The organism is Pantoea sp. Fr+CA_20 (assembly GCF_024520835.1).
Lineage (GTDB): Bacteria > Pseudomonadota > Gammaproteobacteria > Enterobacterales > Enterobacteriaceae > Pantoea > Pantoea allii.
This window is the reverse complement of the sequence record NZ_JALNPN010000002.1, coordinates 225,453-249,617: the sequence shown is the minus strand read 5'-3', so window position 1 is coordinate 249,617 and position 24,165 is coordinate 225,453. Positions and strand designations below refer to the sequence as shown.

At 51.1% G+C, this 24,165-nt stretch carries 26 protein-coding genes, 1 tRNA gene and 1 pseudogene; 15 read left to right on the top strand and 13 right to left on the bottom strand.

Going from position 1 to position 24,165, the window contains the following annotated elements; all coding sequences use genetic code 11:
• Positions 1-432: 432 nt before the first annotated feature.
• The 6 genes from hemH (at position 433) to NR177_RS03600 (ending at position 6,698) form a co-directional block, all read left to right on the top strand.
• Positions 433-1,395: a ferrochelatase gene (gene hemH, locus NR177_RS03625; RefSeq protein WP_063880008.1), complete on the top strand. Its 963-nt coding sequence runs from the start codon at positions 433-435 to the stop codon at positions 1,393-1,395.
• Positions 1,396-1,853: 458 nt separating this feature from the next.
• Positions 1,854-3,059: a ribokinase gene (gene rbsK, locus NR177_RS03620; protein WP_256852307.1), complete on the top strand. Its 1,206-nt coding sequence runs from the start codon at positions 1,854-1,856 to the stop codon at positions 3,057-3,059.
• 37 nt (positions 3,060-3,096) lie between these two features.
• Positions 3,097-4,017, top strand: coding sequence for a dihydrodipicolinate synthase family protein (locus NR177_RS03615; protein ID WP_096010436.1), 921 nt, complete (start codon positions 3,097-3,099; stop codon positions 4,015-4,017).
• Between the two features lie 67 nt (positions 4,018-4,084).
• A complete protein-coding gene (locus tag NR177_RS03610; protein ID WP_063880005.1) occupies positions 4,085-5,416 on the top strand; it encodes an MFS transporter in 1,332 nt (443 codons plus the stop codon).
• Entirely contained in the window at positions 5,397-6,392 is a 996-nt protein-coding gene (locus NR177_RS03605; RefSeq protein ID WP_256852306.1) for a phosphoglycerate dehydrogenase, read from the top strand. The genes NR177_RS03610 and NR177_RS03605 overlap by 20 nt, the downstream gene beginning before the upstream one ends.
• Positions 6,393-6,479: 87 nt before the next feature.
• On the top strand, positions 6,480-6,698 hold the full coding sequence (locus NR177_RS03600) for a hypothetical protein (RefSeq protein ID WP_256852305.1): 219 nt from the start codon (positions 6,480-6,482) through the stop codon (positions 6,696-6,698).
• A gap of 142 nt (positions 6,699-6,840) precedes the next feature.
• On the opposite strand, the pseudogene NR177_RS03595 reads toward NR177_RS03600, so the two are convergent.
• The 4 genes and pseudogenes from NR177_RS03595 to NR177_RS03580 form a co-directional block, all read right to left on the bottom strand.
• Positions 6,841-6,996: pseudogene (locus NR177_RS03595) on the bottom strand (integrase); the annotation flags it as partial.
• Between the two features lie 167 nt (positions 6,997-7,163).
• A tRNA-Asn gene (locus tag NR177_RS03590) sits at positions 7,164-7,239 on the bottom strand.
• A gap of 112 nt (positions 7,240-7,351) precedes the next feature.
• Complete coding sequence (gene mtfA / locus NR177_RS03585) at positions 7,352-8,119, bottom strand: DgsA anti-repressor MtfA (protein ID WP_172823902.1); 768 nt, start codon at positions 8,117-8,119, stop codon at positions 7,352-7,354.
• A gap of 171 nt (positions 8,120-8,290) precedes the next feature.
• Positions 8,291-8,968 (bottom strand): hypothetical protein, encoded by a 678-nt coding sequence (locus NR177_RS03580; RefSeq protein ID WP_063880001.1) that lies wholly within the window; start codon positions 8,966-8,968, stop codon positions 8,291-8,293.
• Positions 8,969-9,580: 612 nt separating this feature from the next.
• Here NR177_RS03580 and NR177_RS03575 point away from each other — a divergent pair.
• Complete coding sequence (locus NR177_RS03575; protein WP_241567587.1) at positions 9,581-10,285, top strand: phosphohydrolase; 705 nt, start codon at positions 9,581-9,583, stop codon at positions 10,283-10,285.
• Between the two features lie 72 nt (positions 10,286-10,357).
• Complete coding sequence (locus tag NR177_RS03570; RefSeq protein WP_241567586.1) at positions 10,358-10,609, top strand: Arc family DNA-binding protein; 252 nt, start codon at positions 10,358-10,360, stop codon at positions 10,607-10,609.
• Between the two features lie 85 nt (positions 10,610-10,694).
• Here NR177_RS03570 and NR177_RS03565 read toward each other — a convergent pair whose 3' ends face one another.
• Positions 10,695-12,311 carry a methyl-accepting chemotaxis protein gene (locus NR177_RS03565; RefSeq protein WP_256852304.1) on the bottom strand — a complete coding sequence of 539 codons (1,617 nt, stop codon included), beginning with the start codon at positions 12,309-12,311 and terminating at the stop codon, positions 10,695-10,697.
• A 111-nt stretch (positions 12,312-12,422) separates the two neighbouring features.
• The gene (gene dcm / locus NR177_RS03560; protein ID WP_096010440.1) at positions 12,423-13,802 is read right to left on the bottom strand and encodes a DNA (cytosine-5-)-methyltransferase; all 1,380 of its coding nucleotides are present in this window, start codon (positions 13,800-13,802) and stop codon (positions 12,423-12,425) included.
• 239 nt (positions 13,803-14,041) lie between these two features.
• Here dcm and NR177_RS03555 point away from each other — a divergent pair, with 239 nt between their 5' ends.
• The 5 genes from NR177_RS03555 (at position 14,042) to NR177_RS03535 (ending at position 16,398) form a co-directional block, all read left to right on the top strand.
• Positions 14,042-14,521: a very short patch repair endonuclease gene (locus NR177_RS03555; protein ID WP_096010441.1), complete on the top strand. Its 480-nt coding sequence runs from the start codon at positions 14,042-14,044 to the stop codon at positions 14,519-14,521.
• 65 nt (positions 14,522-14,586) lie between these two features.
• On the top strand, positions 14,587-14,874 hold the full coding sequence (locus NR177_RS03550; RefSeq protein WP_063879995.1) for a hypothetical protein: 288 nt from the start codon (positions 14,587-14,589) through the stop codon (positions 14,872-14,874).
• 90 nt (positions 14,875-14,964) lie between these two features.
• Positions 14,965-15,876: a DUF808 domain-containing protein gene (locus NR177_RS03545; RefSeq protein ID WP_063879994.1), complete on the top strand. Its 912-nt coding sequence runs from the start codon at positions 14,965-14,967 to the stop codon at positions 15,874-15,876.
• A gap of 35 nt (positions 15,877-15,911) precedes the next feature.
• On the top strand, positions 15,912-16,043 hold the full coding sequence (locus NR177_RS03540) for a hypothetical protein (RefSeq protein WP_255474456.1): 132 nt from the start codon (positions 15,912-15,914) through the stop codon (positions 16,041-16,043).
• Positions 16,044-16,215: 172 nt separating this feature from the next.
• Positions 16,216-16,398, top strand: a complete 183-nt coding sequence (locus NR177_RS03535; protein WP_063879993.1) for a YodC family protein — start codon at positions 16,216-16,218, stop codon at positions 16,396-16,398.
• Between the two features lie 90 nt (positions 16,399-16,488).
• Here NR177_RS03535 and NR177_RS03530 read toward each other — a convergent pair whose 3' ends face one another.
• The 3 genes from NR177_RS03530 to NR177_RS03520 form a co-directional block, all read right to left on the bottom strand.
• On the bottom strand, positions 16,489-17,709 hold the full coding sequence (locus NR177_RS03530; RefSeq protein ID WP_063879992.1) for a hypothetical protein: 1,221 nt from the start codon (positions 17,707-17,709) through the stop codon (positions 16,489-16,491).
• 40 nt (positions 17,710-17,749) lie between these two features.
• The gene (locus NR177_RS03525; RefSeq protein ID WP_256852303.1) at positions 17,750-18,538 is read right to left on the bottom strand and encodes a mannosyl-3-phosphoglycerate phosphatase-related protein; all 789 of its coding nucleotides are present in this window, start codon (positions 18,536-18,538) and stop codon (positions 17,750-17,752) included.
• Between the two features lie 376 nt (positions 18,539-18,914).
• Positions 18,915-19,139 (bottom strand): DUF2525 domain-containing protein, encoded by a 225-nt coding sequence (locus tag NR177_RS03520; RefSeq protein WP_063879990.1) that lies wholly within the window; start codon positions 19,137-19,139, stop codon positions 18,915-18,917.
• Between the two features lie 308 nt (positions 19,140-19,447).
• Between NR177_RS03520 and NR177_RS03515 the strand changes: the two genes are divergently transcribed.
• Both NR177_RS03515 and dsrB read left to right on the top strand, forming a co-directional pair.
• Complete coding sequence (locus NR177_RS03515; RefSeq protein WP_074181025.1) at positions 19,448-19,606, top strand: YqaE/Pmp3 family membrane protein; 159 nt, start codon at positions 19,448-19,450, stop codon at positions 19,604-19,606.
• A gap of 63 nt (positions 19,607-19,669) precedes the next feature.
• The gene (dsrB, locus tag NR177_RS03510; protein ID WP_096010443.1) at positions 19,670-19,864 is read left to right on the top strand and encodes a protein DsrB; all 195 of its coding nucleotides are present in this window, start codon (positions 19,670-19,672) and stop codon (positions 19,862-19,864) included.
• Positions 19,865-19,990: 126 nt separating this feature from the next.
• Here the strand turns inward: dsrB and NR177_RS03505 are convergent, their stop codons facing one another.
• The 4 genes from NR177_RS03505 to fliQ all read right to left on the bottom strand — a co-directional run bounded on the left by NR177_RS03505 (position 19,991) and on the right by fliQ (position 24,155).
• Complete coding sequence (locus tag NR177_RS03505) at positions 19,991-21,697, bottom strand: methyl-accepting chemotaxis protein (protein ID WP_109718337.1); 1,707 nt, start codon at positions 21,695-21,697, stop codon at positions 19,991-19,993.
• 140 nt (positions 21,698-21,837) lie between these two features.
• Positions 21,838-22,473 (bottom strand): transcriptional regulator RcsA, encoded by a 636-nt coding sequence (gene rcsA, locus NR177_RS03500; RefSeq protein ID WP_014593952.1) that lies wholly within the window; start codon positions 22,471-22,473, stop codon positions 21,838-21,840.
• Positions 22,474-23,100: 627 nt separating this feature from the next.
• Positions 23,101-23,886: a flagellar biosynthetic protein FliR gene (gene fliR / locus NR177_RS03495; RefSeq protein WP_063879987.1), complete on the bottom strand. Its 786-nt coding sequence runs from the start codon at positions 23,884-23,886 to the stop codon at positions 23,101-23,103.
• A complete protein-coding gene (fliQ, locus tag NR177_RS03490; RefSeq protein ID WP_063879986.1) occupies positions 23,886-24,155 on the bottom strand; it encodes a flagellar biosynthesis protein FliQ in 270 nt (89 codons plus the stop codon). Before fliQ ends, fliR begins: the two co-directional genes overlap by 1 nt.
• Positions 24,156-24,165: the final 10 nt, after the last annotated feature.

Genomic DNA, 24,165 nt, shown 5'->3' with positions numbered 1-24,165 from the left:
TATCAGAGCTATTGGTCTTTTGTCGACAGGGCGATGATAAGATACAACCTGATGTTTTGACTGAGTAAGTAAAACCCGGTCAACAATCAGCAAAGGGTCTGTCGCTGCGCATGACGGTTTTAACGTCACACTGGCGCCTCAACGAGTCACTGGCAGACTGGCCTTTTTTAAGACCGGACAGCCTACGCCAGGTGCTGGCGGAGACGTTTTTTGGCGGCCTGTGCTGAACGCCGGTCAACGCGACGACAACAAAGCGCGTAGTCAGTCAACTCAGGGTTGAACGACCGTTGCCCATCAACCGGGATGCGTAAATATATAAACCTCCGTTTTGCGTCAATGCGCGCAAGCGGTGCAGACGGAGGTGATGATGTCCTTGAGTGTGTTACATTATTCAGGCACTTTTTTTCCATGGGTTTTCAGAGGTCCCAGCTAATGACGAATAAACAGGGTGTTTTAATTGTTAACCTTGGAACACCAAAAGAACCCACGCCTGCTGCGGTTAAAACATTTTTATCGAAATTTTTGCACGACTACAGGGTGGTTGATTTACCCAGAATCATTTGGTGCCCGATCCTGCATGGTGTGATTATCCCATTGCGTGCAAAGCGAGTGGCGAAACTGTACGCCTCTATCTGGATGGATGAGGGCTCGCCCTTGATGGTTTACAGCGTCCGTCAGGCCCGCCTGCTTCAAGAGGCGACGGGGATGCCCGTCGAGCTGGGGATGAGTTATGGTGAACCGAGTATCGGGGGGGCAATTGACCGACTTCTTGCAAAAGGCGTCGAGAAAATCATTGTTATCCCTATGTACCCGCAGTTTTCATCTTCAACGGTTTCATCTGTCTGGGATAGCGTGAGCCGTCACCTGCAAAAAATGAAGAACCGCTACACACCAGCCATCAATTTCGTCAATGACTATGCCGATCATCCGGCCTACATTGAGGGATTAAAAACCTCGGTGCTTGAGTCTTTTGAGGCGAACGGTGTGCCGGATGCATTGTTGGTTTCGTATCACGGAATACCGGTCAGGTTTTCCAGTGAGGGTGATAAATACCAGCAACGCTGTGAGTTAACGACCCAGTTACTCACTGACGCCCTCAATATGCCATCGCTGAAGATCATTATGACGTTCCAGTCCCGATTCGGCCGAGAGCCGTGGTTAACGCCTTTTACCGATGAGACGATTAAAAATCTGCCGAATGAAGGCATCAAAAGCCTGCATGTAATCAGCCCGGGTTTTGCAGCAGACTGTTTAGAAACGCTGGAAGAACTGGATGAGCAGAACAGGGAAATCTTCATGCATGCGGGGGGAACGTCGTTTACTTACATACCGGCGCTCAATGATAAACCCGTTCATATTGAGATGTTGCGACAACTGGTTGACGGCGCGAAGTAAACATCAGGCAAGATGTCCAGATGCCGGTCAGCTGGCGGCTATGGCATGATTCACGGTGATGCCCGATGTCGCCGTTCTTTCCGTAACGTGGTCAGGCGATGTTATTCTGACCACGCCAACCTATTCCGCGTGCTGTTTATTGAGCAGATAAAAAGCGTGGGATCACGCGACAGTCTGTTCTGATAAACCCGTCATCTCTCTGCACCCGCCTGCCAGAACAACGCGTAACTCCGAACGGAAAGAGCCTTGTCAGACCACACAATCGGGACTGACTTCCCTTAGCGCGTTCTCACATGCCGCGCCGCGAATCAGGATTAACGCTATAACTAACCGAGGGTTACATTGTTTCTTTATTGTTTGGTTTTTGTTTGTTTTTGTTTTTTTGATTGTTCCAGGATGTTCATCACTTTTTAGCCAATGCGCCTACCCTATGCTTCAGTCAGCAACGGGGGGTGAATATGTTTATGGACGAGAGGAGGATCAATGTCCTTAATTTTCTGGATAAACATAATAGTGCAACGGTAAAGCATCTGGCTCAGTATTTTAGCGTAACGAAAGAAACCATACGCAGTGATCTGCGAATGCTGGCACAGCAGGGATATATTCAACGCTGTCATGGTGGCGCTATTATTATTCGTAAAAGCCTGCAATCAAAATTAATTTCCGAAACTGATAATGATTTTGAAGTTTTATTGAAAAATATCAAGCAGAGGAAATATGAGAAAGGTTCAGTGGATAATATGAAAAATAAAGTCTGTATTCTCGGCTCTTTTAACGTCGATATCGTGGCGAAAGTGGCTCGATTTCCGAAAGGCGGAGAGTCGCTGATGGCGCTGGGTAGCTCGCTTGGGCCGGGCGGGAAGGGCGCGAACCAGGCGCAGGCAGCCAGCCGTGCCGGGGCGAAAGTGCATTTTGTTTCTAAAGTAGGGAAAGATCAGTTCAGCCAGTTTGCTATGGAGCATCTCTCTTCCTCTGAAATTTATTCTTTTAAACTTTATCAGTCAGAAGAAGAACCAACGGGCAGTGCAATTATTTATGTTTCACAGGAGAATGGCGAAAACATGATCGCTATCTATTCCGGTGCAAATAAAACAATCAGTGAAAAAGTAATCGCGGAACTGAAAGAAGAGCTGGAAGATGCCAGCGTTCTGTTGCTACAACTGGAAAATAATTTTTTCGCCACACTAAATGCCATGAAGCTGGCAAAAGCGCTGGGCGTAAAAGTCATTATGAACCCTGCACCTTATTCCTCCGATATTATTCCAGCGCTGGAATATATGGATGTTATTACGCCTAATGAAACGGAAGCGTCGCTGCTTTCCGGAATTGAGGTCACCAATCTGGAGAGCGCCCGTCGTGCTGCTACTGCCATCGCCGAACTGGGGGCTCGTTGCATCATTATCACGATGGGGTCCCGCGGCGCGCTGCTGTATGAGAATCAGCAGTTCCAGCACATTCCCGCTTTCCCCGCCGTGAGTATTGATACCACAGGTGCAGGAGATGCCTTTAACGGCGCGCTGGCTGCTTCAATTGCCGACGGTCAGCCGCTGATGCAGGCGGCAACCTTTGCCTCTGCCTTTGCCTCGCTGGCCGTTGAGCGCGAAGGCGCATCAAATATGCCAGAGCGCCAGCAGGCGCTTAACAGACTGAAAAGCAAAGTTTAATTGTTTTCTGACCACACTGTGGCTATAAGGAAAAAAAATGAAAGAGATTAACGGTGTTGTACCCGTCATGTTGACCCCATTTAACGCGCAGAACGAAATCGACTGGCCTGGTCTGGAGCGCCTGATTGAGTGGTACCTGCAGAAGGGCGTTGATGCGTTGTTCGCAGTATGTCAGTCCAGCGAAATGCAATTTTTAACGCTGGAAGAGCGCGTAAAGCTGGGCCGCTTCGTTGTGGAGAAAACCGCAGGCCGCGTGCCGGTGATTGTTTCCGGGCATATCAGTGATGATATCGACGATCAGCGCAAAGAGCTGCTGGCGATGGCCTCTACCGGTGCCGATGCGTTAGTGCTGGTAACCAACCATCTCGATCCGAAGAACCAGGGCAGCGAGGTGTTCTACGCCACTCTGCAAACCCTGCTGGACGCGCTTCCGGAGAGCCTGCCGCTGGGGCTCTACGAGTGCCCGGCACCTTATCGCCGCCTTCTGACGGATGATGAGTTCTCATGGTGCGCCCGCAGCGGACGTTTCACGGTGCTGAAGGACGTAAGCTGCGATCTGGACACGGTAAAACGCCGCGTGGCGCTGGCCGAAGGTACGCGGCTGAATATCATTAACGCCAACGCCGCTATTGCCTGGCCCGCCATGCAGGCCGGTTCAAAAGGTTTCAGCGGGGTATTTACCAATTTCCATCCAGAGCTGTACGTCTGGCTTTATCACCACCACGCGAAAGATCCGGTTCTGGCCAATGAGCTGGCGACATTCCTGTCTCTTGCTGCCGTGTCGGAAACGCTGGGCTATCCGAAGAATGCCAAAATCTACCATCAGCGCCTGGGCACCTTCGAAAGCGAAGCCTGCCGGGTAAACAAAGAAAATGTGCTGGAAAAATTTTGGGGGCTGGGAGTGATTCTCGACCAGATCCGCAGCGGAACAGAATTCTATAACAATAAAATCAGCTGATTTATCCACCCTGTACCAGCACCAGAGGCTATGCCTCTCTCTGGCGCCCAAAATGAAGGTGCATTCAATGCGTAAGCAAGCCATAAACGATAGCGTATTAGTCCGTGCGGTAAATAAAGCAAAATGGCGGATTATTCCCTGCCTGATAGTGATGTATCTGATGTCATACCTTGACCGGGTGAACGTCAGCTTTGCCAAATCGGCCTATCAGGCGTCTACCGGTATTTCCGATGCGGCCTTTGCCTTTGGTGCCGGGATCTTCTTCCTCTCCTACGCGCTGTTTGAATTACCCAGCAACCTGCTGATGCACCGCGTTGGCCCCCGCGCCTGGCTGGTAAGGATTATGGTCACCTGGGGACTGGTTTCCGCGGCAGTATCCTTTGCCTGGAACGAGCAGACCTTTTATTTTCTGCGCGTGCTGCTGGGTATTGTTGAAGCCGGATTCTTCCCTACGGCGATCTATTTTATCGCCCAGTGGTTCCCTTCGCGTTTTAGGGCCCACATCATGGGGATCTTCTATTTTGGTTCTCCGATTGCGCTGATTATTGGCGGTCCGATTTCCGGTCTGTTGCTGGATCTGCACGGCTTTGGCGGCTGGGAAGGCTGGCAGATTATGTTTGCGGTAGAAGGCCTGGCAGCGAGTGTGTTGGGCGTGGTTCTGTGGTTCTTCCTGCGTAATTCACCGAAGGAGGTGAGTTGGCTGACTGCGGAAGAGAAACAGGTGCTGACTGCCGCGCTCGACGAAGAGAAAGCCGACAAGGCTCGCGCCGGACATACCCGCTTCATCGACGCGATTAAAAGCCCGGTACTGCTGCACTTTGCCGCCATCTACTTCCTGATCCAAATTACCGGATTGGGCGTCGCATTTTATCTGCCTACCCAGGTTGCCGCGCTGCTGGGCGTAAAGATTGGTCTGATGGTCGGCCTGGTGACCGCGATTCCTTGGTTATGCGCATTGGTTGCCGGAGCCACCTGGCCGGGGCTGGCCGCCCGTCTGGGCCGTGCCCGCCTGTTTGGGGCCATTTCGCTGTGCTGCATTGCGTTTGGTCTGATCGTCTCCGCCCATGCTTCCCCGCTGTTAGCCATTGTCGCACTCAGCTTCGTCACGATGGGGATTATGACCGCCCAGCCCATCTTCTGGACCTGGCCTACCCGCTACTATGGTGGTGCGGCGGCGGCGGCAAGTTTCGCCCTGATCAACAGCTGCGGCGCGGTAGGGGGCTTCGTTGCACCGAACCTGCGTACCTGGGCTGAAATCTACTTCCAGACACCGGCTGCTGGCCTTTACGCGCTGGCAATTGCCGCCGTGATTGCCGTCGCCCTGTTCGTTTTACTGCCTTCGGAAGAGAAAAAAACATCAGAAATCAAAGGAAAGAATTATGAACGCAACAACACCTGAAAAAATCGTAGTATTCACCGAGCAGTTTAAAAACAGCGATCCTGTCTTCGATCCGCTGCGACAGGCTGGCTATGACGTTGAGGTAAATGAAACCTTCAGGTTGCCCAATGAGCAGGAACTGATTAGCAAACTTCAGCAGAACGTGGTGGCGACCATTGCCGGGGGCGAACCCTATACCGAAAACGTCTTCGCTCAGGCCCCTAATCTGAAAATCGTTGCCCGCTGGGGGGTTGGCTACGACAAGGTAAACGTCCCAGCGGCTACCGCTGCCGGCGTGCCGATTGCGATGGCGTTTGGTGCTAACCACGAAAGCGTGGCTGAATTCGCCTATGCGATGGCGCTGACTCTGGCCTGTCGTCTGCCGCAGCGTGATGCAATGGTCAAGGGCGGCGAGTGGTTCTTTGACGGCTTCCACCCCGGTCTTTGGGGGCGTACCGCGGGCGTGATCGGCCTGGGCCGCATCGGCTATGCCATGGCGCGCCGCTGCCATGCAGCGGAGATGCGCATCCTGGTGTGCGATCCGTGGGCCAGCGACGAACTGCTGGCCAGTCTGAACGCCGAGCGGGTCGATTTGGAAACCCTGCTGCGTAACGCAGATCTGGTCTCGGTGCATGCGCCGTCCACCCCGGAAAGTCGCCATACCATCAACGCCGATACCCTGGCGATGATGAAACCCGGCGCGATCCTGGTGAATACCTCTCGCGGCCCGCTGATTAATGAAGAAGCACTGGTTGAGGCCCTGAAAAGCGGCCATTTGGGCGGCGTGGGGCTGGACGTCTACGAAGTGGAACCGTTACCGGCCAGCTCACCGCTACGCCAGTTCGACAATGTTCTGCTTTCACCACACGTTTCCGGTATGGACCGCATGGCTGAAAGGCTGGTCACCGAGCGTTGCATCAACAACATCCTTAATTATCTGAAAGGGGAGAAAGACGCCCTGAAACCTTACGTTATCAACCCAGAAACCCTGAAGTAACGGGCATACCGCACCGGTGAAAACCGGTGTGGGCTATGCCTGCACCCGTGAACGCGTACCCGATATAACATTAAAAATGTTCATCTAATGAGTCCTAAAAACCGTTATATCGCCGCGTTATCACTGTTTTCGGCTCTCTCTGCTTCAGCCTTTGCGGGTACCAGTCCGGTGGATACCACGATCGCTCTCAGCCGCTCGTTTGCCGGAAATACCTGGTGCCAGCAGATAATGACTGTCTGGAACCCGGCAGCGGAAGACGGCATCAGGCAGGGATTAGTGGCAAACCAACCGGGTCAACGCCGATAACACCGCGCAGCAGCAGGCCAGCTGCAAAACCTGATCTTTTAAGGCGGGAAAGCGCTAGCGATTGATGCGGCCTAATCCAACGCGTTGCATGGGGCGAGCCAGGAAGCCTGTAATCAGGGCGTGGTGGTGGCGCTGATGATAGCCCCTGAGCCAGGCCGGGATTCGCCACATTGATCCGATATTTGAGATACCGGATAAGTGAACTGCCTGGATTGATTAAAAGGGACAGGCCATGAGAATCGGATACTTTGAAAGGTTTTGCGGATGAGTTTAGGCTGCGGATGGTCGTGCCGTTCAGAGACGTAGAGTGGTCACGCTATAATCGTACTGAAATGACACCCAATAAGACCACCCATCTTGCCCGATGCGGAGGGGGAAATGAAAATGCATCGGGAAGGATTTTCACGCTAACTTGTTGAATCTAAATCGTATAAAGATTCGTGAAGACGCATGAAAACAAGAATGTGGCTCCTCTGACTGGACTCGAACCAGTGACATACGGATTAACAGTCCGCCGTTCTACCGACTGAACTACAGAGGAATCGTGTGAACGAGGCGCATATTAGCGAGGTCGCTCTGGTGTGTCAACAGCAAAAAAGCGGTTAGCATTCAACTGGCTAGCTTTAATGCAAAGCGTTCGCGAAGTAAGCAGATCAGCCTTCCCCGGCCTGCATTCTGCTTAGCGGGTCCTGCTGATAAAATTGCTGAAGATGTGCATACATCGCCGGAAAACGTTCCGTTAACAGGGCAGGGGCGGTAAAGAAATACTCGGAGAGCACTGCGAAACATTCTGCGGGATCGCTGGCGGCATAAGGATCGATACTGGCCGCCTGTTCACCGACTAAATCAACCTCATTTTCGATGTCCGCCATCGCCTCACGCAAGTCTTTTTCCCACTGGGCGACGTCACGGAGCGGGATCAACGGGACACCGCTGGTGTAGCCGCTTCCGCGGGCATCCAGCTTGTGTGCCACTTCATGAATGACCAGGTTATAGCCTGACAGGTCGAAGGAATCCTGAATATCGAGCCAGTTAAGGATAACAGGGCCCTGGGTCCAGCTCTGCCCGGCATGGACAGCAGGCGCATGATGGACAAGACCCGTTTCATCCTGCCACTGATCTTCCACATTAAAGGGTTCAGGATAGATGAGCACTTCATGGAAGCCATCCAGCCAGTCAAGCCCCAGTTTCAGCACCGGCAGGCAGAACAGCAGAGCGATACGGACGGTGCGGTGCGCATCAAGCTGACAGCCTTCAAGCGGAACCAGTTTTTTTTGCTGCAGAAAGCGTTGCCCCAGTTCAATCAACCATTGCTGTTCATCGGGGCGGAGTAGGGTAAAAATCGGCTGTGCCAGACCGGCCTGCCAGGGCAATTCGATCACGGCAGTGTCGCTATGTGTTTTCCATGGCCATTTGAACATCGTAAGTCCCGCACTGAATCCAGCTGTCGCAGAATCCTGAGAGACCGGACAGGAAAATGCCAGCATCAGAACCTCATGCTGGCATTGTCGGGCTTCAGGAATGAAGACGTTATATTCAACCTGTTAGCAAGAAAATTGTCTGTGATTCAGCCCGCAAAGCGCAGGCTAAGTTTACTCACGTTCGGCGCGCTGAAACTCGATCACCCACACCCACGGGTTTACCTGCCAGCTGGTTGCGCCGTACTGCTTTTGCCAGGCCTTGCGATAGGCTTCTTTTGGCATTTCTGAATTGACGTTCATGGTGAAAAAATTATTCAGAAAGTGCGAATCGGTTTGAACGCCTTCCGCCATGATGTCATCTTCGCTGATGTCCTGGATTTGCTCCGCACGCACATCCGTGATGAGCAGATTTATACGGCTGGCCCAGCGCGGCATATGTATCGCCGTTTGCCAGCCGAACTGCTCGGCGTCCGGTCCACCCAAGGTATGCTGCCCCAGTTCATTGCTGTCCGCCCGGTACTGGCAAAATTCTGGCGAACGGAAAGGCACGGGATCGCGTTCATAATCCGCCAGCGCACTTTCTGGCACAATCGGGCCACGCCAGGTTTCGCGCACCCAGAGTAGGTCGCCCGGCATGCCATAAGGACAGTGATAACGAATGTCGTTCATTGTCATCATTTTATCGCCATGCAGGTGGTTCGCCTGAACATCAAAAGCATGAACCCCTTCATGGTGATCCTGCCCCGGACCAAAAGCCTGCGTTTTCATTATGCGCCGGGTTTGCGTTTGTTGGCCAACTAACAGGGCACGAACCCGCTGTTCGGAAAAAAGAATCGGCCGCTCTTTCATGGATTACCTCTTTTTATTAGTAGAACCCGGTTACTGCTAAAACAACAAGGGCATCTAAATGGTGGCAATATCATAAAAACTATAAATCATTACCCTTAACAATTTGCTGTCTTATAGCCATCTGAGCATTGGTGATTTTTGCCCCGAAAAAGGGGAGCGGATAAAAAATCAACAACGCGGGTGTTAATGCGCGTTCCGGGACATCTGATAGTGAGAATACAGTACGTTATATCGGCAAAAATAGGAACCTTTTCAGATTAATCTGTCTGTCACTTTCGCCGATTTTATTGATAAGTGCGATCGGGTTATGTCATGTTTTTTGTGCCTCTTCGATAAAATGCCTTTCAGGAATCATTACATTTATTAAACTAATTAACCTGCCTGCAATTAAATCAGTCAAGGCTGAAAAAGCGGCAAATGGCCGTTTTAATTACGTCAAAATGCTATAAAAATGATCAGCGTCTCATTTTCTTTAAGAATTTAAAGGTTCAAAAGGTGATTAACGTCCGATGTGTAAAGAAAATGTCATTAGCTATTCGCTATGATGGTAGGCCGTAAGCGCTTAAATCGTCGTCAATCAGGACGCACTTCAACCCCGACAGGAAAGAGACTATGTCACTCACTCTTTGGCAGGCTCGCTATGAAACCTGGTTTGAAAACAACTGGATTCATGATGATGGCGCGCATGATATCGCACATTTACGCCGCGTGTGGATGAGCGCTCAGCGCATTATGACCGGCACCCAGGCCGATCCGCTGGTGGTCCTGACCGCGTGTTATTTCCACGATGTGGTGAATTTACCGAAAAATCATCCTGAGCGTCATAAGGCATCCACCTATGCCGCCAGTGAAACACAGCGCATTTTACAGCAGGACTTTATCGATTTTCCTGAGGAACTGATCGAGCAGGTAATGCATGCCGTTCAGGCACACAGCTTCAGCGCGGGTATTACGCCAAAAACCCTGGAGGCGAAAATTGTGCAGGATGCCGACAGGCTGGAATCGCTTGGTGCAATCGGTCTTGCGCGGGTGTTTTACACGGCAGGTACGATGAATCGCCCCTTATTTAACAGTGCAGACCCGCTTGGTAAAGATCGGGAACTCAATGATGTAAAGTGGACGCTGGATCACTTCCAGACCAAGTTACTGCGGTTGCCAGAAACCATGCAAACCGAAGCGGGGCGCATGCTGGCAGAACACAATGCTGACTTCCTGGTAGGCTATATGGCCAAGCTGTGTGCGGAGCTGCAAGGTAATTTAGTGGGCCTGGATGAGTCGGTGCTTCGCGATTTTAGTCCCTTACACGCTGAATATTAAATTTTTATGACAGTATAGGAATCGATACAGTCATCCGGTAGCGTGGGAGTAATAACAAAAAGGAGTGATGAAATGACCGAAACTGTTAATTTAACGATTAAAATTGATCCTGCATTGAAAGAACAAATCAAACAGCTGGCGCTCGAAAATCAGGTGTCAATGAGCCAGGAAATCGTGCAACGGCTTCAGGCGAGCCTGAATGCGCCTTCTCAGCCCGTCATTGACAGCCAGAACACAGAGGAAGAAGCCTCGGATGCATTAAACTCAAGCGAAATTAAGCAGCTCCGTACGCTGCTTAAGAAGCAGAGCAAGAAAAAGAAATAACAAAAATCCGACGTGAATGCCGTTAAGACAATAAATAAAAGCCGCCTTTAGTACAGGCGGCTTTTTTACGGCTCAAGCTTTACGGCTACAGCGTGATACGGAACTGCTGGACGCTTTCGGCCAGGCGTGCAGCCTGCTGCTGTAAGGTATCAACCGTGCGGCCCTGTCGGGCGCTTAGCCCTTCATTCGTCTGAAGTTGTTTATCCAGCGCCACCACCTCTGCGGCAATGCCGGTGACGCGTCGACTTTGTGCCGTGGCGTTTTCCTGTAGCTCTTTCAGCTGCGCCACGACGGCGCTGACTGATGCGCTGATCTGGTTAAACAGCGCTTCCAGCGATTTCACCTTATTGAAGCCCTCTGAAATGTGCAGCTGCGTATTATTTACCAGGCCATTAATTTGTTGAGCAGATTCGCCACTCTTATTGGACAGATTTCCCATCTCTTTCGCGACCACGCCAAAACTGCGTCCATAAACCCCCGCATGGGCGGATTCAATCGCGGCGTTGAGCGCCAGCAAACGCGTTTGCAACGACAGACCATCCAGCATCTCAACGATACCGGCAATTTCCCCTGAGGAATCCACGATGTGGCGCATCTGAATCTCCATTTCATCCACCTGAAGCGTGCACTGCTGCATCAGATCATCGGCGAAATGGGCCTGCTCGGAGGCCTGCTGTGAAAACAGGGTACTGTTTTCAACTTCTTCAGACACGCGGTGTAAACGCTGTGAAATATGGCTAAAGCTGCTGTTTTGCGCTGTATATTGCTCACTCACCTGTTCATTGGTGTGCTGCATTTCACGCGTTCCGTCTGCCACACTTGCTGCAATGGTATTGATTTCTACCACAATGGCGCGCAGCCCCTGGCGCATCTCCGCCACCGCATTGAACAGTTTAGCGGTTTCCAGCGACTGCAAACGGGGCGGGACCGGGCAGCTAATTAAGTCCCCGGTTGCGATATCCTGTAACTGACGGCTGGCCAGGCGTAATGGAATGATCACACCTCGCAGCAACAGTACGCCGCCGGTGAGCAGCAGCGTAAACAGCAGCGCGGTTACCATCAGCGACAGGTTGCGGCTTTCAGTCAGCGTTTGCAGCGTCAGGCTGTTTACGGCAGTGAGTTGCTTATTGGTCTGGGTGATTTCGTTAAACCATGCGCTATTAAACTGCTGCTGATAGGCCTGCATCGGTACCATAAAAAAGGCATCGATGTTGTTCGCCTCCAGACCTTTCAACTGCTCTTCTAATCCCTGGGTCAGCAACACAAATCCCTGCTGAAGTTCGCCGCCAGGCGCCGCGTGATAGTTGGCAAAAAGCTGTTCCGCATGCAGCAAAGACGATTTAGCGGTCTCCGCCAGGCTTTTCCAGCTATCAACGGAACCGCTTTTCTGATCTTCCATCAGATAAAGGCCGGCGCGATGGCTGTTATCGCTGGCTGTCAGCAGCTCAACGCGCGCACGATCCAGCAAAGCCAGCCGGTCACGCATGGCGCTGGCCTGGGTCAGGTTGACTTGGGTATGGCTGACCTGAGCGGTAAGCAGAACAATACCGATGGACTGCAATAAACAGAACAGCACCACAAAGAGCATAAAATTCCCGCGCAGGCTGGTCAGCCAGGTGGGGATGGCGGGAAGTATAAACCTGGGGCGTTGCTTCAGAACGCGCAGCGACAATAAAGTGAGAGGTGACATCATTCTACCCATCAAGTGAAAAAGCAGCAGTATTCTGGGCTTGCGTGACGATGTTGTGACAATCCCACCGGGTAGCAGGAAAAGAGAGGAATCGTTGCGCCTAAGCGCAACTTTCAGTGTGAGTCAGGCTTTTAAATCGCGGATATACGGTGAAAGTAGCTGTGCGACGGCGGCAAATACCGGCACCACTACGGAGTTACCAAATTGTTTGTAGGCCTGGGTGTCGGACACCGGTATACGGAACGGTTGACTGTCTGCGGTATCAAACCCCATTAATCGCGCGCATTCCCGTGGCGTTAAACGACGCGGACGTCGTGCCATATTACGGGCATCAAGAAAGTCGGCTTCGCCTTTTTCCCGATCCCAACCGCGATCGATTAAAATTTCCGAGCCATCTTTATAGTAGCGGGCTGACAGGGTTCGCACACAGCACTGTTGATTTTGCGGATCGTTGAGGCCAAAGCCGAAGCCGTTCCCCAGTGCCTTGTGCTTTTTGGCGTAGTCATAGAGATAACGCCATAATACAGGCGACAAAATGTATTTTTCGTCAGGCTGAGGCTCCAGCAAACTTTGTAAGCTGGGGACCTGTGCAGGAAAAAATTTACGGATATCGCGCAGCGTAAACTGTTCTGAACCGGCAATATCCCGCCGGATGCCGACCAGAACGATACGTTCACGGTGCTGTGGCAGAAAATAGCGTGCATCAATCACTTTAGGATCGGGGGACGTGGCATCTGCATCCGCCACGTCGTATCCCAGCTCATTCAGCGTTTCCATAATGATCGCAAAGGTCCGGCCTTTATCATGGCTCTTGAGATTCTTCACGTTCTCCAGGACGAAGAACGGCGGCTTCTTCGCCGCCAGAATGCGTGCAACATCAAAAAACAGCGTGCCCTGAGCCTGACATTCAAACCCATGCGCCCGGCCCAGTGCATTTTTCTTGCTGACCCCGGCCAGGGAAAAAGGCTGACAAGGAAAGCCGGCCAACAGAACCTGATGATCGGGAATTGCCGCATCAATTGACTGATAAATCGCCTGTTCGTCCGTGAGCCCGGCGGGCTGCGTCACCTGGCGTATATCCGTATTAAAATGGTGTTCCTGCGGATCGCTGTAGTGATTGGCCCGATAAGTACGAATCGCCTCTTTATTCCATTCACTGGTAAATACGCATTTACCGCCGATACGTTCAAACCCACGTCGAATGCCGCCGATGCCGGCAAACAGATCGATAAAGCGGAAATCGGGTGAATCATAATGCGCCGGCCGTGAAGGCAATAACGCCTGTAACAGTGATCGTTCCGCAGAGGCCAGAGAGGGCAACGCGCGCTTGCCCTGACGAATACTGTTCAGCAGCGGCGGCGTCCAGTGCGAAAAGCCTGCCTGATGCAAACGTTCGACCACATCCCGGACCGAATAGATCGACAGCACCTGGTGTAACATGTTCAGTTCATCGGAATGCAGAGCAGCGGGGAGAAGAGGTTCAGCGGGTGCGACGGCGTGCATGCAAATATCCTTAACAGTGAAGCGCCTATGCTAACACTCCTTGCCCAATGAGGAAATCCGCAGGCACGGGGTTAGACGGTGTTTCCGTGTGCGCGGGCTTCAAAAAAGAGACAATTGTTGCCCGCGTCGTCACGGAACGCGTGGACATCAAGCTAAATATTTGCCCCACTTTCATGGTGCTGGCTTTCACTTTTCAGGACGGCGACTAAAGTTGAATAAGTCGCTATTAAGGAGGTGCTATGGTCGACGTTCACTCCAGCGAAACGCGCAGTAAAAATATGCGCGCCATTCGTCAGCAGGACACAGCCATCGAGCAGCGGATAGCCTTGTTGCTCAAAGATCGTGGATTCACCTACCGGGTACAGGACAAAAATCTACCGGGCCGGCCCGATTTTGTCGTGACGTCGCATCAGGCCATTATCTTTGTTCATGGCTGCTTCTGGCATCGCCATCACTGTTATTTGTTTAAAGTGCCCGCCACGCGCACCGAATTCTGGACGGGCAAAATTAACAGCAATGTGGAGCGCGACCAGCGTTACGTCCGGCAGTTACGGGAAAATGGCTGGAAGGTACTGATCATCTGGGAATGTGCACTACGCGGTAAAGTCAAACTGGACGATGAGGCGCTGCTTGAACGCCTGGAAGAGTGGCTGCTGGCGATGAGTGACAGCGCCGAGATTGATCACCAGGGCATTCATCATTACCGCGAGAGTGAATGAGTCAGCCTTGCTAATCCGTCGCGTAAAAGGTTAGATAGACGCTTTTCCGTGACCGGGAGCCCAAAATGAGCAGCATAAAACTGACGGTTAAACGCCTTTATCAGATTCGTGATGAGCGCATGGTGAACACCAAAGCCACCGCCAGAATCTATGCTGGGGAAACGCTGGTGGCCACGGAAGAGATTACCGGGATGACGGAAAGCCCGGTCAGTAAATATCTGCATATGGCGGGTCCGTCCGGACAAGCAGTGCGTGTCGAATGGGATTGTGAGGGCATCGCTGATATGACCGTGACAGAAATTGAACGATGCCCGTGTTGTCAACATAACGAACCGGAACAGGCACCACGGTGAACACCGCATCGCCTTGCACATCGTCGAGGATGATGTGTTGCGGCTGATGCAGGCAGAAACCGTTGCTGATGACCGAATAAGGGAAATATTTTGGCAGGAACCAGTTTATTAACGCTACTTGATGATATCGCCACGCTGCTGGATGATATCTCGGTAATGGGAAAAGTCGCTGCAAAGAAAACGGCAGGGGTGCTCGGTGACGATCTGTCACTGAATGCACAGCAGGTGAGCGGTGTGAAAGCCAATCGCGAACTGCCGGTCGTGTGGGGCGTTGCCAAAGGCTCCTTCCTGAACAAACTGATATTGGTGCCATTGGCGCTAATTATCTCCGCGTTTGCGCCCTGGCTGATTACGCCACTGTTGATGATTGGCGGGGCGTACCTCTGTTATGAAGGCGTGGAGAAAGTGCTGCACAGCCTGCAGCATGATAAACAAGAAAACTCGCCAGAGGCGCGTCAGGCACGTCTGGATAAGTTGTCCAAACAAGATCCGCGCGATTTCGAAAAGAAAAAGATCAAAGGCGCTGTGCGAACCGATTTTATTCTGTCAGCCGAAATCGTCGCCATCACCTTAGGCATCGTCTCCGAAGCCCCGTTACTGAATCAGGTCGTGATCCTGGCAGGTATCGCGATTCTGGTCACGATTGGCGTCTACGGCATTGTGGCCGGCATTGTTAAAATTGATGATTTGGGGTTCTGGCTGCGTGAAAAATCCTCACGCGTGGCGCAGGCGCTGGGTGCGGTATTACTGGCCGCTGCCCCCTGGTTGATGAAGATTCTGACCGTGGTCGGCACGCTGGCGATGTTCCTGGTCGGTGGCGGCATTATTGTCCATGGCCTGACCCCATTACATCATCTGATTGAAAATGCGATTGCACCGTTCAGTGCGCTGGTTTCAAGCCTGCTCAGTAACGGCGCAAACTTAGTGATTGGTTTTATCATTGGGTCAATCGTGCTGTTAGTGGTTAACCTTATTGCCAAACTGCGTGAGTCATCGGTATAAAAGCGCATTCTTTAACGCGTTCTGGGGAGAAAACTATGAGCGACGACATGTTTGAATTTGATATTGATGCTCAGTTAGAGCAGGCCGAAGCGAAGGCAGAAAAAAAGGCGGCAGAAGTGCCAGAAGACCTGATTGACGACGCCGATTGCGAAGGCTGCAAAATCTAATCTACTCAACCCCCGAAGCGGATAATGCCTTATCCGCTTTATTTATTTCCGCTATATCCTTCTACGTTATTCTGAATTAGCCAATTTTATGCGCGTCTTAACAGCAGCAACTCTTTTACCGTGCTATAAAGAAATGGTTTCAATGACAGCCAATTCTCAAAGAGGGCGCAACATGGTTTTTGCAATCAGTGATGAAGTACAGCATAAGGAAGGCGGGCAAACGATGGTGGTGACCGGACATGCCAGCGGCATGGTGGAATGTCGATGGTATGATGGTTATGCGGTCAGGAATGAAGCTTTTCGTAGTGATGAGCTTAGTCATTCCAGCGAATCGCAGCCCCAGTTTACGTCCTGATTTCTGCCGTCCAGGCCTGTGATTGCTCACTGGCCTGGCCGATTTTATGCTACTTACCTTACACGCCGTTATCACAAGGCGCGCGCAGCATCAGACGTTGCCGTCGTTATCCTCTTCTACCGCTTTATAAATACGCTGCAGAATATCCGGAAAAGCCGACTGGACCCGACTCCAACTGGGGATAAAGGGTTTATCATTTGGGCGCTCAATAAATGACTGTCCGGCGTCAAGAATCGACTGCGTAAACATTTCGACGGCGGCTTCCTCAACGTGCTGATCGAATTTCAAACCGTTCATGGCCGCTTCGTGATTATAGATTTCCATCATATCCAGCGCATTACGGTAATAGGTCGCTTTAAGCACCCGGAAGGAGTCACTGGTTAATGGCACGCCCATGGTCGCCAGCTTGCGCAGCAGTGACTGAACAATATCGTTGCTCATGCGCTTCAGGCCGCCGGTGCCATCATCTTCCGCCAGCGGCTGATGTTTGTGGTCATAGTTATCCGCAATCTCCACCTGGCACGACTGGCGTGTGGTGTAGTTACGGTAAATTTCCGAGAGCACGCCGATTTCCAGTCCCCAGTCACCCGGAATTTTGATGCCATTAAGCACGTGTGTCCGCATCGCAAATTCGCCGGAGAGCGGGTAGCGAAAGCTGGACAGATAATCAAGGTATTCGGAGTGACCGTAGACTTTTTGCAATGAGCGCAGCAGCGGGCCCACCAACAGGCGACCTACGCGGCCGTTCAGCTTGCCATCGGCAACCCGTGCGTAAAACCCTTTACAGAACTCATACTGGAAAGCCGGGTTCGCCAGCGGGTAGAGCAGGCGCGCCAGCATGCCGCGTTCGTAGGTGACGATATCGCAGTCGTGCAGTGCGACACAGCTGGTGCGGTCCGACGCCAGCGTATAGCCGGTACAAAACCATACGTTACGGCCCTTGCCCGGATTGGTGGGCGATAAGCCCTCTTTGTCGAGTTCCGCGTCAATGGCTTTGAGCCTCGGGCCATCATTCCACAGGATGCGGTGACGCTGTGGCAGTCGGGAAAAAAACTCGCGGGCATGAAGAAACTGATCGCGGTCAGCCCTGTCCAGCCCGATGACAATTTCATCGAGATAGGGCACCTTAGCCAGCTCATCCACGATTTTCGTCAATGCCGGGCCTTCCAGTTCGGAAAACAGCGATGGCAGGATCAATCCCATTTTGCGCTTACGGGCAAAGCGCACCATTTCCTTTTCCAGTGACTCAACGCTGCGGTGCGTAAGATTGTGAAAGTTAGTAATTACGCCATTCTGAAAAAAATCACTCATTGCATCATCCTTATGGGGTTGCCAGAGGAACAACAGCTTTTCATGGCTGAGTCAAAAAATGGTCCATACCTTCACGCCAGCCTTCCGGGCCATGATGTGTCGTATGGAAAACCCGGTCATCATCCGCGCGCTGCAGAGTGACGGGCGTCTTGCTGTAGCCCTTTATCACCACGGCATAATCGACCGCATCCAGCATCGGGGCATCATTTGGCCCATCGCCCAGGCCGACAGTGATATACGGCTGGTCTGTCTGGTGCGACAGCAACCAGCGTAAGGCTTCTCCTTTGCCGCTTCTGGCGGGCATCACATGCCAGAAACGACCGCCCTGGGTCAGGGAAAGATGATAGTCAGCAAGTGCTGCGCGAAAACGATTGAACGCCTCATCGGTATCCCGCCAGACGATCACCTCGGATGCGTCACGTTGGCGGGCGAGGGCGGCATCCGCCTCACTCAGGCCGGTCATGGATGACACATCGACATCGCTAAAGTCATGAAAGCCGGTAAAGCGGAACTGCTGCCGTAACGTGGCCAGAACCCGACAAATCGACTTATAGTTCATTTTATCGTCCGGGATACGAACGCTTTTGCTGTCGTCGAGGTAGAGCACCGCACCGTTCTCAGCAATAAAAGGCGCGCCCACAACGCCGAGTTTGCGTTGCAGGGGCAGGATTTCAGCCGCCGTTTTACTGGAGCAAATAATTAAGGGGACAGCGTGCTGCCTCAGCCTGTCGAGCCACTCTGCGGCGGCATCCCAGTTGTAATCGTGGTGGTCAAGCAGCGATCCATCGAGGTCGGTCACTATCATCAGCGATTCATTCAAATTGGGCATCCTGATTTCCTTCACTCTGGTTTGACACTACAGCGTAGTCATTACGTTTTAGTGTAGTTGAGTCTACAGCAGGCTTTGATTTGCGCAGTGGAAGCTTTATAACCAGGAGGATTCCTAAAACCGGAAGAGGGGAAAAGCCGGTTCCGTCATATCGTGCATCGATTATTGCTGAATTAACAAGACAGAGGAGTGGGTTTGACCGCGCGGGCGGCAATGAGGTGAGTAAAACACGCATGGAAAAGGCTTGTTATGGCTTATGGGAAGCGTAGTCTCGAAGAGCACTATGACTTCCCTGATGTAACGAATTGACTACTTACCTGGCTCGCGCCGGGTATTTTTTTGTGTGCGCTATGGCGACAGGCGCGCGGCTTGTCGTCTATCGGCTTATCTCGCCATAACGGCAATCCTGAATATCCATCTCACATTGCTCGGCGGGTTCACGGCACAGCCCGGCACGATGATCATCCGCGAGCGAGGATGAATGCTTTTGTTGAGAAAAGTAATCCTGAAGATCGCCAGTGCTTTCAGGCTGTATCGCCTTAAGCAGCGCGTCCATTTCTCTGTCTCTGTCGTTCTGATCGGGTAAGTGGGGAAGCGTCATGGCATGCCTCCAGCGGTCAGTGTGAGCAATAAATATACAACTTAGCGGAAAATGCGGGGGCAGGGAAGTTAAAAAAAAGCCCGCGCTGCGCGGGCAAATAATCCTTGTTACTTTGGGTGTTGTATTTCCTGGGGAGGAAAGCAACGAAATGAAGCTTATCTGTTCTGCCTGTTAAACGTCTCGCAGGGAAATGTCAGGAAAATGAAAAAACGCATTACTCAGATTTACCTGACTTTTGCTGTAACCTGGCAAAAAGGGGCTATATTTGATAACAAAACGGTTTTTTATCAATACCTAAAGGAATGGTTATGGACTTACTTCGAATTCTTATCGCGATCTTACTTCCCCCACTCGGTGTTTTTATGCAGGTGGGTTTTGCAGGCGCGTTCTGGCTCAATATCTTACTGACGCTGTGCGGATACATCCCGGGTATCATTCACGCTGTCTGGGTTATCGCACGTCGCTAACGCCTGCATTACGGGCGCTCTTCGATTAAACTGTTCAGCAGGAAAATATCAGGAGAGTCGTAAATGAAGGTAGACGATCGCGTCAGTGTTAAAACGGATGGTGGGCCACGGCGAACCGGCACAATCCTTGCCGTAGAGCCTTTTAGTGAAGGCACAATGTTTCTGGTCGCGTTGGAAGATTACCCGCAGGGTATCTGGTTTTTTAACGAGAGCAGCCATCAGGATGGCGTTTTCGTCGAACCCTATCCTTCCGCCTGACGCCTGCGCGTAACCGGTAAAAAAAATTGCCCTCTGCATAGTGATACGCAGAGGGCGATTTTTTTCTTACCTGCCTGCCTGCCGGTCAGATAATGTCTGGCGGCGCGGCTTAAGCCTAAGCGTTTTTTAAAACGTTTCCCAGTTCTCGTTGCCGTGAGTGACAGCGGCTGGACGTAACGTTGGCGCGGAAGCTTTTGGGGCTGTATCAGGTTGATAAGTTGACTTCGCTACCGGCGTATCCTGTAAACGGAACGCGGCGACCGCTTTCGTTAACTTACCCGCTTGATCTTCCAGTGAGGACGCTGCTGCAGAGGCTTCTTCAACCAGCGAGGCGTTTTGCTGTGTGACGTTATCCATCTCAGTCACGGCCTGGCTGACCTGCTGAATACCCCGGCTTTGTTCATCGGAGGCCGCGGCAATTTCCGACATAATATCGGTCACCCGACGGACCGCTTCTACGATCTCGCCCATGGTGCTGCCGGCTTCACCCACCTGCTGTGAACCACTGCTGACCAATTTCACGGATTCTGCGATTAACGATTCGATTTCTTTTGCAGCCTGCGCACTGCGCTGGGCAAGGTTGCGTACTTCACTGGCGACGACCGCAAACCCGCGTCCCTGTTCACCTGCACGCGCAGCCTCAACCGCGGCGTTAAGCGCCAGAATATTGGTCTGGAAGGCAATGCTGTTGATCACGTTGGTGATCTCGGCAATTTTCTTCGAACTGCCGGAGATGTCGTTCATGGTTTTCACCACGCCGTTCACCATATCACCACCACTACGTGCCTTGCCTGATGCATCAGCGGCCAGCTGGCTTGCATGGTGCGCATTATCAGCATTCTGTTTTACCGTGGCCGTTAGCTGTTCCATGCTGGCTGCGGTTTGTTCGAGTGCGGCAGCCTGTTGCTCTGTACGAGAGGAAAGGTCGGTGTTGCCAGCCGTAATTTCACTTGAGCCCTGATAAATCGCAATCGCACCTTCACGAACCGTGCCTACCGTTTTGATTAACGACTGCTGCATGTGTTGCAGGTTGTCCAGCAACAAACCAATCTCGTTACGACCATGCGGGACGGAAGGTGCCGTTAAATCCCCTTGCGCGATACGTTCTATATGCGCCACTGAACTGCGCAGTGGATTAATGACCACCCGACGTAAAAACACGAAGGTGAGCAACACCAGTACAAGGGCAGCAATAAATGCGGAACCCATAGCGATAAAGCCAATACGAGACTGCTCGGCGGCCTGATCGTTGATCTGCGTGGAGCGCGCATCACGAAGTTTAATCGCTTGCATCAACACGGCTTTATAAGCGTTATCCAGTTTGCGCGTCGTATCGGTTTCCTGAGCAATGATACTTTCAAAACTGCCCTGTTTTCCGGCGTCGATCATCGGCATCAGGCCCTTAGTCACATACTCTTTGAACAGAGCCTGTAACTGCTCGTCCACCTTGATGCCTTCAGGGGTTTTACTTTTACGATTCAGATAGATTTTAAGACCTTCTGAAGCCTGTTTGATACGATCGGCGGTTGCCGCCAGGTTGGCGTTGAACTCATCCATTTCGCCAATACGTGCTGCGGCACCGGCCTGGATAATATTTAACCGCGCAGAACGCATATGAGAGGAACTGTCGACCAGCCCATTACGTACCTGAATTTCGTCGGTTGCGTCTTTTAGTGATTGATTACTAAGGATAAGGAAATAGCTTGATATCGCGATACAGAGCGCGAACAGAAACAAGATACCGCCAAATATCAAACTAAACAGAGGAACCAGGCGGATATTTTGCCAAATACTGAGTTTGTGATGTCCTTCATTAACCAGCGTCGTGTTCATTTCCTTGCTCTCTTAGGAGGTTGTTCTGTTGAACAAAACATCGGCAAAAGAACGGAAAGGTTTACGCTTGAAAATGAGATCTGGATCGCTAATCCAAAAAAAAACCGGCCTTGTGGGCCAGTTCCTGAAGACGGGAGGTACTACCTTACGTTGACATAGATGCCGGACGTCACGTTATCGGTTAAACGCACCACGTGATAAATCACCTGTTTGTTATGCGTTTTAATTTTCCGCTTGATATTGCCTTTATGGGACGAAACGGTTTTCGCTTTAATTTGCATTTTATCTGATATCTGGATGGTGTCATGACCTGACATCCACATTTTCAGCATATTGGACTCCGTCTGACTTAGCGTAAGCGGGTGAACATCGAGACCCGAAGAAATACGCGGTGACATATTGAGTTTCTTTTGCAAATAGGTGCTCAAAAGTGAATCCAGCGTCGAAGGCTTGATGGCTTTTGAGGTGATAATTAAATTTTTACGGACATACAAATATTCTTCAAAATGAATATTACTGATGGCCATAAATATAAAAAACAGTGTCTCAGGATGCTGATTAATAACACTGCGAATACGTTCGCTGGAGTCAGTTTCATGAATGAAGCAATCTTCATTAATAAAAACAACACCAGGTTTTAACTGCTCACATCTTTGCTGTAATTGCTCAATGTCGGAGACAGAAGTGATATTTTTCTTCTTCACTCCTTTCGACGACATATAATCTGATAATCCCAGGCGTGTGTAGTTGCAGGAATCCATAATAATCGTTGGCATGTTAGCGACCCTCACCAATTTGTTATCCGTTTAAATCAACGATGAATTACGCGTTGCGGTACGAGAAGATTTCAAAGCGCTTTTTTTTATTGTGCTGATGCAGCGAGGCAACAGGCAATGGCCCATAAAATTCTTCTTCCCTGACCCGTTCTGCAAAAATTTTGTATTGCTCTGACCTCACACATGAGCCTGTATCAACCTGATTTGTTGATATAAAGCCGCACTGAGCGAAATACCGTTTTTTGGGAGCGCTGTCACTATCGCCGAAAACCCAGAGTTTTCTGATAGGACAAGTCTTAAAAACATTTATTTCACGAAAGTGTGATGTCGATAAGCGATTTGACAATGCCGGAAAAAACATTTTCTGACAAGAAAAATCACATAAAAATTTTTCTTGAATAAATTCAATGTATTGCCGAATTTATCACCAAAACAACCCTGTCGATGACTCTGTTAACCGCCTGACTAAAATACGCGAAGCGCGGTTTAATAAGAATAATTTTAAGACTTTCCGCACGCTTATCAGATTATCCTTAGTTGATTTCTGAAAAATGTGGTTTGAAAAATGCTCTGATAGTTATGGGTTTCTTAAGTATCAAAAGTGATAAATAGTTAGATACTTAATGTTCAGGCGGGGGACAGTTCTGTCAGGAACAGGGCCAGCAGATCAAATATTTCGCCGAACAGGTGCTCACAGAAGGGCGCAAGGAGAGGCATTAGCAGGCTGATGGTCAGGATGCCCACTGATAAGGTAATCGGGAAGCCAATCGCGAAGATTGATAACTGTGGTGAAAGGCGGTTTAACAAACCCAGGACCATGTTTAGCGTGAGGAGTAAAACGATCAAGGGTAGCGCTAACATCATGCCGTTAAGGAAAATCATGCTGGCCGATTTTGCCAGTGCCATAAAAGCATTAGCGTGCAGCGGTTCGCCGCCAATGGGCAACGTATGAAAACTGTCCGACAGCAGCGAAATAAGCCACAGGTGACCATTGAACGTCAAAAATAAAAGCATCGCCAGCATGTCGAGGAAGCGAGCAAGGACGGGCATGTTCAGTCGGCTGGCGGGATCGAAGAAGGTGGCAAACGACAGGCCCATCTGCAAGCCAATCAACTCACCGGCGGTACGAACGGCAGCAAAGGCAAACTGCATGGTAAAACCAATGGCAATACCAATGAGCATCTGCTGAATCAGCAACATGAAGCCAGCCGGTGAAAACAGGGTAACGTTTACCGGGGGCAAATTGGGGATCAGTATCCAGGTAATCATGGCCGCAAGACCAATTCTTACCCGTTTGCTCACCGATCGTTCACTGAGCACAGGGGCGGTCGACAGTAGGGCCAAAATGCGCACCAGCGGCCAGAAAAACTGACTGACCCAGTGAACAAGTTGGCTACTATCGAGAGTAATCATCAGCCGATGATATAAGGCAGGTTAGAAAAGACGGTGCGGATGTAATCCAGCAACACGTTTAACATCCACGGGCCGGCAATGATGCCAGTGGTTGCCACTGCAATAATTTTTGGAATAAAAGACAGCGTTTGTTCGTTGATCTGGGTAGCCGCTTGCAGCAGGCTCACCAGTAAACCGCTAACCAGCGCGGCCAGAAGCATGGGGGCAGCCAGCAGCAGCGCAACGCGCATCGCTTCCTGTCCCATAGCCATTACCGATTCAGGTGTCATGTATTTCTCC

Bases quoted from the DNA above. Each gene is read 5' to 3' on its own strand.
- hemH (WP_063880008.1), top strand. From the start codon at position 433: ATGACGAATAAACAGGGTGTTTTAATTGTTAACCTTGGAACACCAAAA.
- rbsK (WP_256852307.1), top strand. From the start codon at position 1,854: ATGTTTATGGACGAGAGGAGGATCAATGTCCTTAATTTTCTGGATAAA.
- NR177_RS03615 (WP_096010436.1), top strand. From the start codon at position 3,097: ATGAAAGAGATTAACGGTGTTGTACCCGTCATGTTGACCCCATTTAAC.
- NR177_RS03610 (WP_063880005.1), top strand. From the start codon at position 4,085: ATGCGTAAGCAAGCCATAAACGATAGCGTATTAGTCCGTGCGGTAAAT.
- NR177_RS03605 (WP_256852306.1), top strand. From the start codon at position 5,397: ATGAACGCAACAACACCTGAAAAAATCGTAGTATTCACCGAGCAGTTT.
- NR177_RS03600 (WP_256852305.1), top strand. From the start codon at position 6,480: ATGAGTCCTAAAAACCGTTATATCGCCGCGTTATCACTGTTTTCGGCT.
- mtfA (WP_172823902.1), bottom strand. From the start codon at position 8,119: ATGTTCAAATGGCCATGGAAAACACATAGCGACACTGCCGTGATCGAA.
- NR177_RS03580 (WP_063880001.1), bottom strand. From the start codon at position 8,968: ATGAAAGAGCGGCCGATTCTTTTTTCCGAACAGCGGGTTCGTGCCCTG.
- NR177_RS03575 (WP_241567587.1), top strand. From the start codon at position 9,581: ATGTCACTCACTCTTTGGCAGGCTCGCTATGAAACCTGGTTTGAAAAC.
- NR177_RS03570 (WP_241567586.1), top strand. From the start codon at position 10,358: ATGACCGAAACTGTTAATTTAACGATTAAAATTGATCCTGCATTGAAA.
- NR177_RS03565 (WP_256852304.1), bottom strand. From the start codon at position 12,311: ATGGGTAGAATGATGTCACCTCTCACTTTATTGTCGCTGCGCGTTCTG.
- dcm (WP_096010440.1), bottom strand. From the start codon at position 13,802: ATGCACGCCGTCGCACCCGCTGAACCTCTTCTCCCCGCTGCTCTGCAT.
- NR177_RS03555 (WP_096010441.1), top strand. From the start codon at position 14,042: ATGGTCGACGTTCACTCCAGCGAAACGCGCAGTAAAAATATGCGCGCC.
- NR177_RS03550 (WP_063879995.1), top strand. From the start codon at position 14,587: ATGAGCAGCATAAAACTGACGGTTAAACGCCTTTATCAGATTCGTGAT.
- NR177_RS03540 (WP_255474456.1), top strand. From the start codon at position 15,912: ATGAGCGACGACATGTTTGAATTTGATATTGATGCTCAGTTAGAGCAG.
- NR177_RS03535 (WP_063879993.1), top strand. From the start codon at position 16,216: ATGGTTTTTGCAATCAGTGATGAAGTACAGCATAAGGAAGGCGGGCAA.
- NR177_RS03530 (WP_063879992.1), bottom strand. From the start codon at position 17,709: ATGAGTGATTTTTTTCAGAATGGCGTAATTACTAACTTTCACAATCTT.
- NR177_RS03525 (WP_256852303.1), bottom strand. From the start codon at position 18,538: ATGCCCAATTTGAATGAATCGCTGATGATAGTGACCGACCTCGATGGA.
- NR177_RS03520 (WP_063879990.1), bottom strand. From the start codon at position 19,139: ATGACGCTTCCCCACTTACCCGATCAGAACGACAGAGACAGAGAAATG.
- NR177_RS03515 (WP_074181025.1), top strand. From the start codon at position 19,448: ATGGACTTACTTCGAATTCTTATCGCGATCTTACTTCCCCCACTCGGT.
- dsrB (WP_096010443.1), top strand. From the start codon at position 19,670: ATGAAGGTAGACGATCGCGTCAGTGTTAAAACGGATGGTGGGCCACGG.
- NR177_RS03505 (WP_109718337.1), bottom strand. From the start codon at position 21,697: ATGAACACGACGCTGGTTAATGAAGGACATCACAAACTCAGTATTTGG.
- rcsA (WP_014593952.1), bottom strand. From the start codon at position 22,473: ATGCCAACGATTATTATGGATTCCTGCAACTACACACGCCTGGGATTA.
- fliR (WP_063879987.1), bottom strand. From the start codon at position 23,886: ATGATTACTCTCGATAGTAGCCAACTTGTTCACTGGGTCAGTCAGTTT.
- fliQ (WP_063879986.1), bottom strand. From the start codon at position 24,155: ATGACACCTGAATCGGTAATGGCTATGGGACAGGAAGCGATGCGCGTT.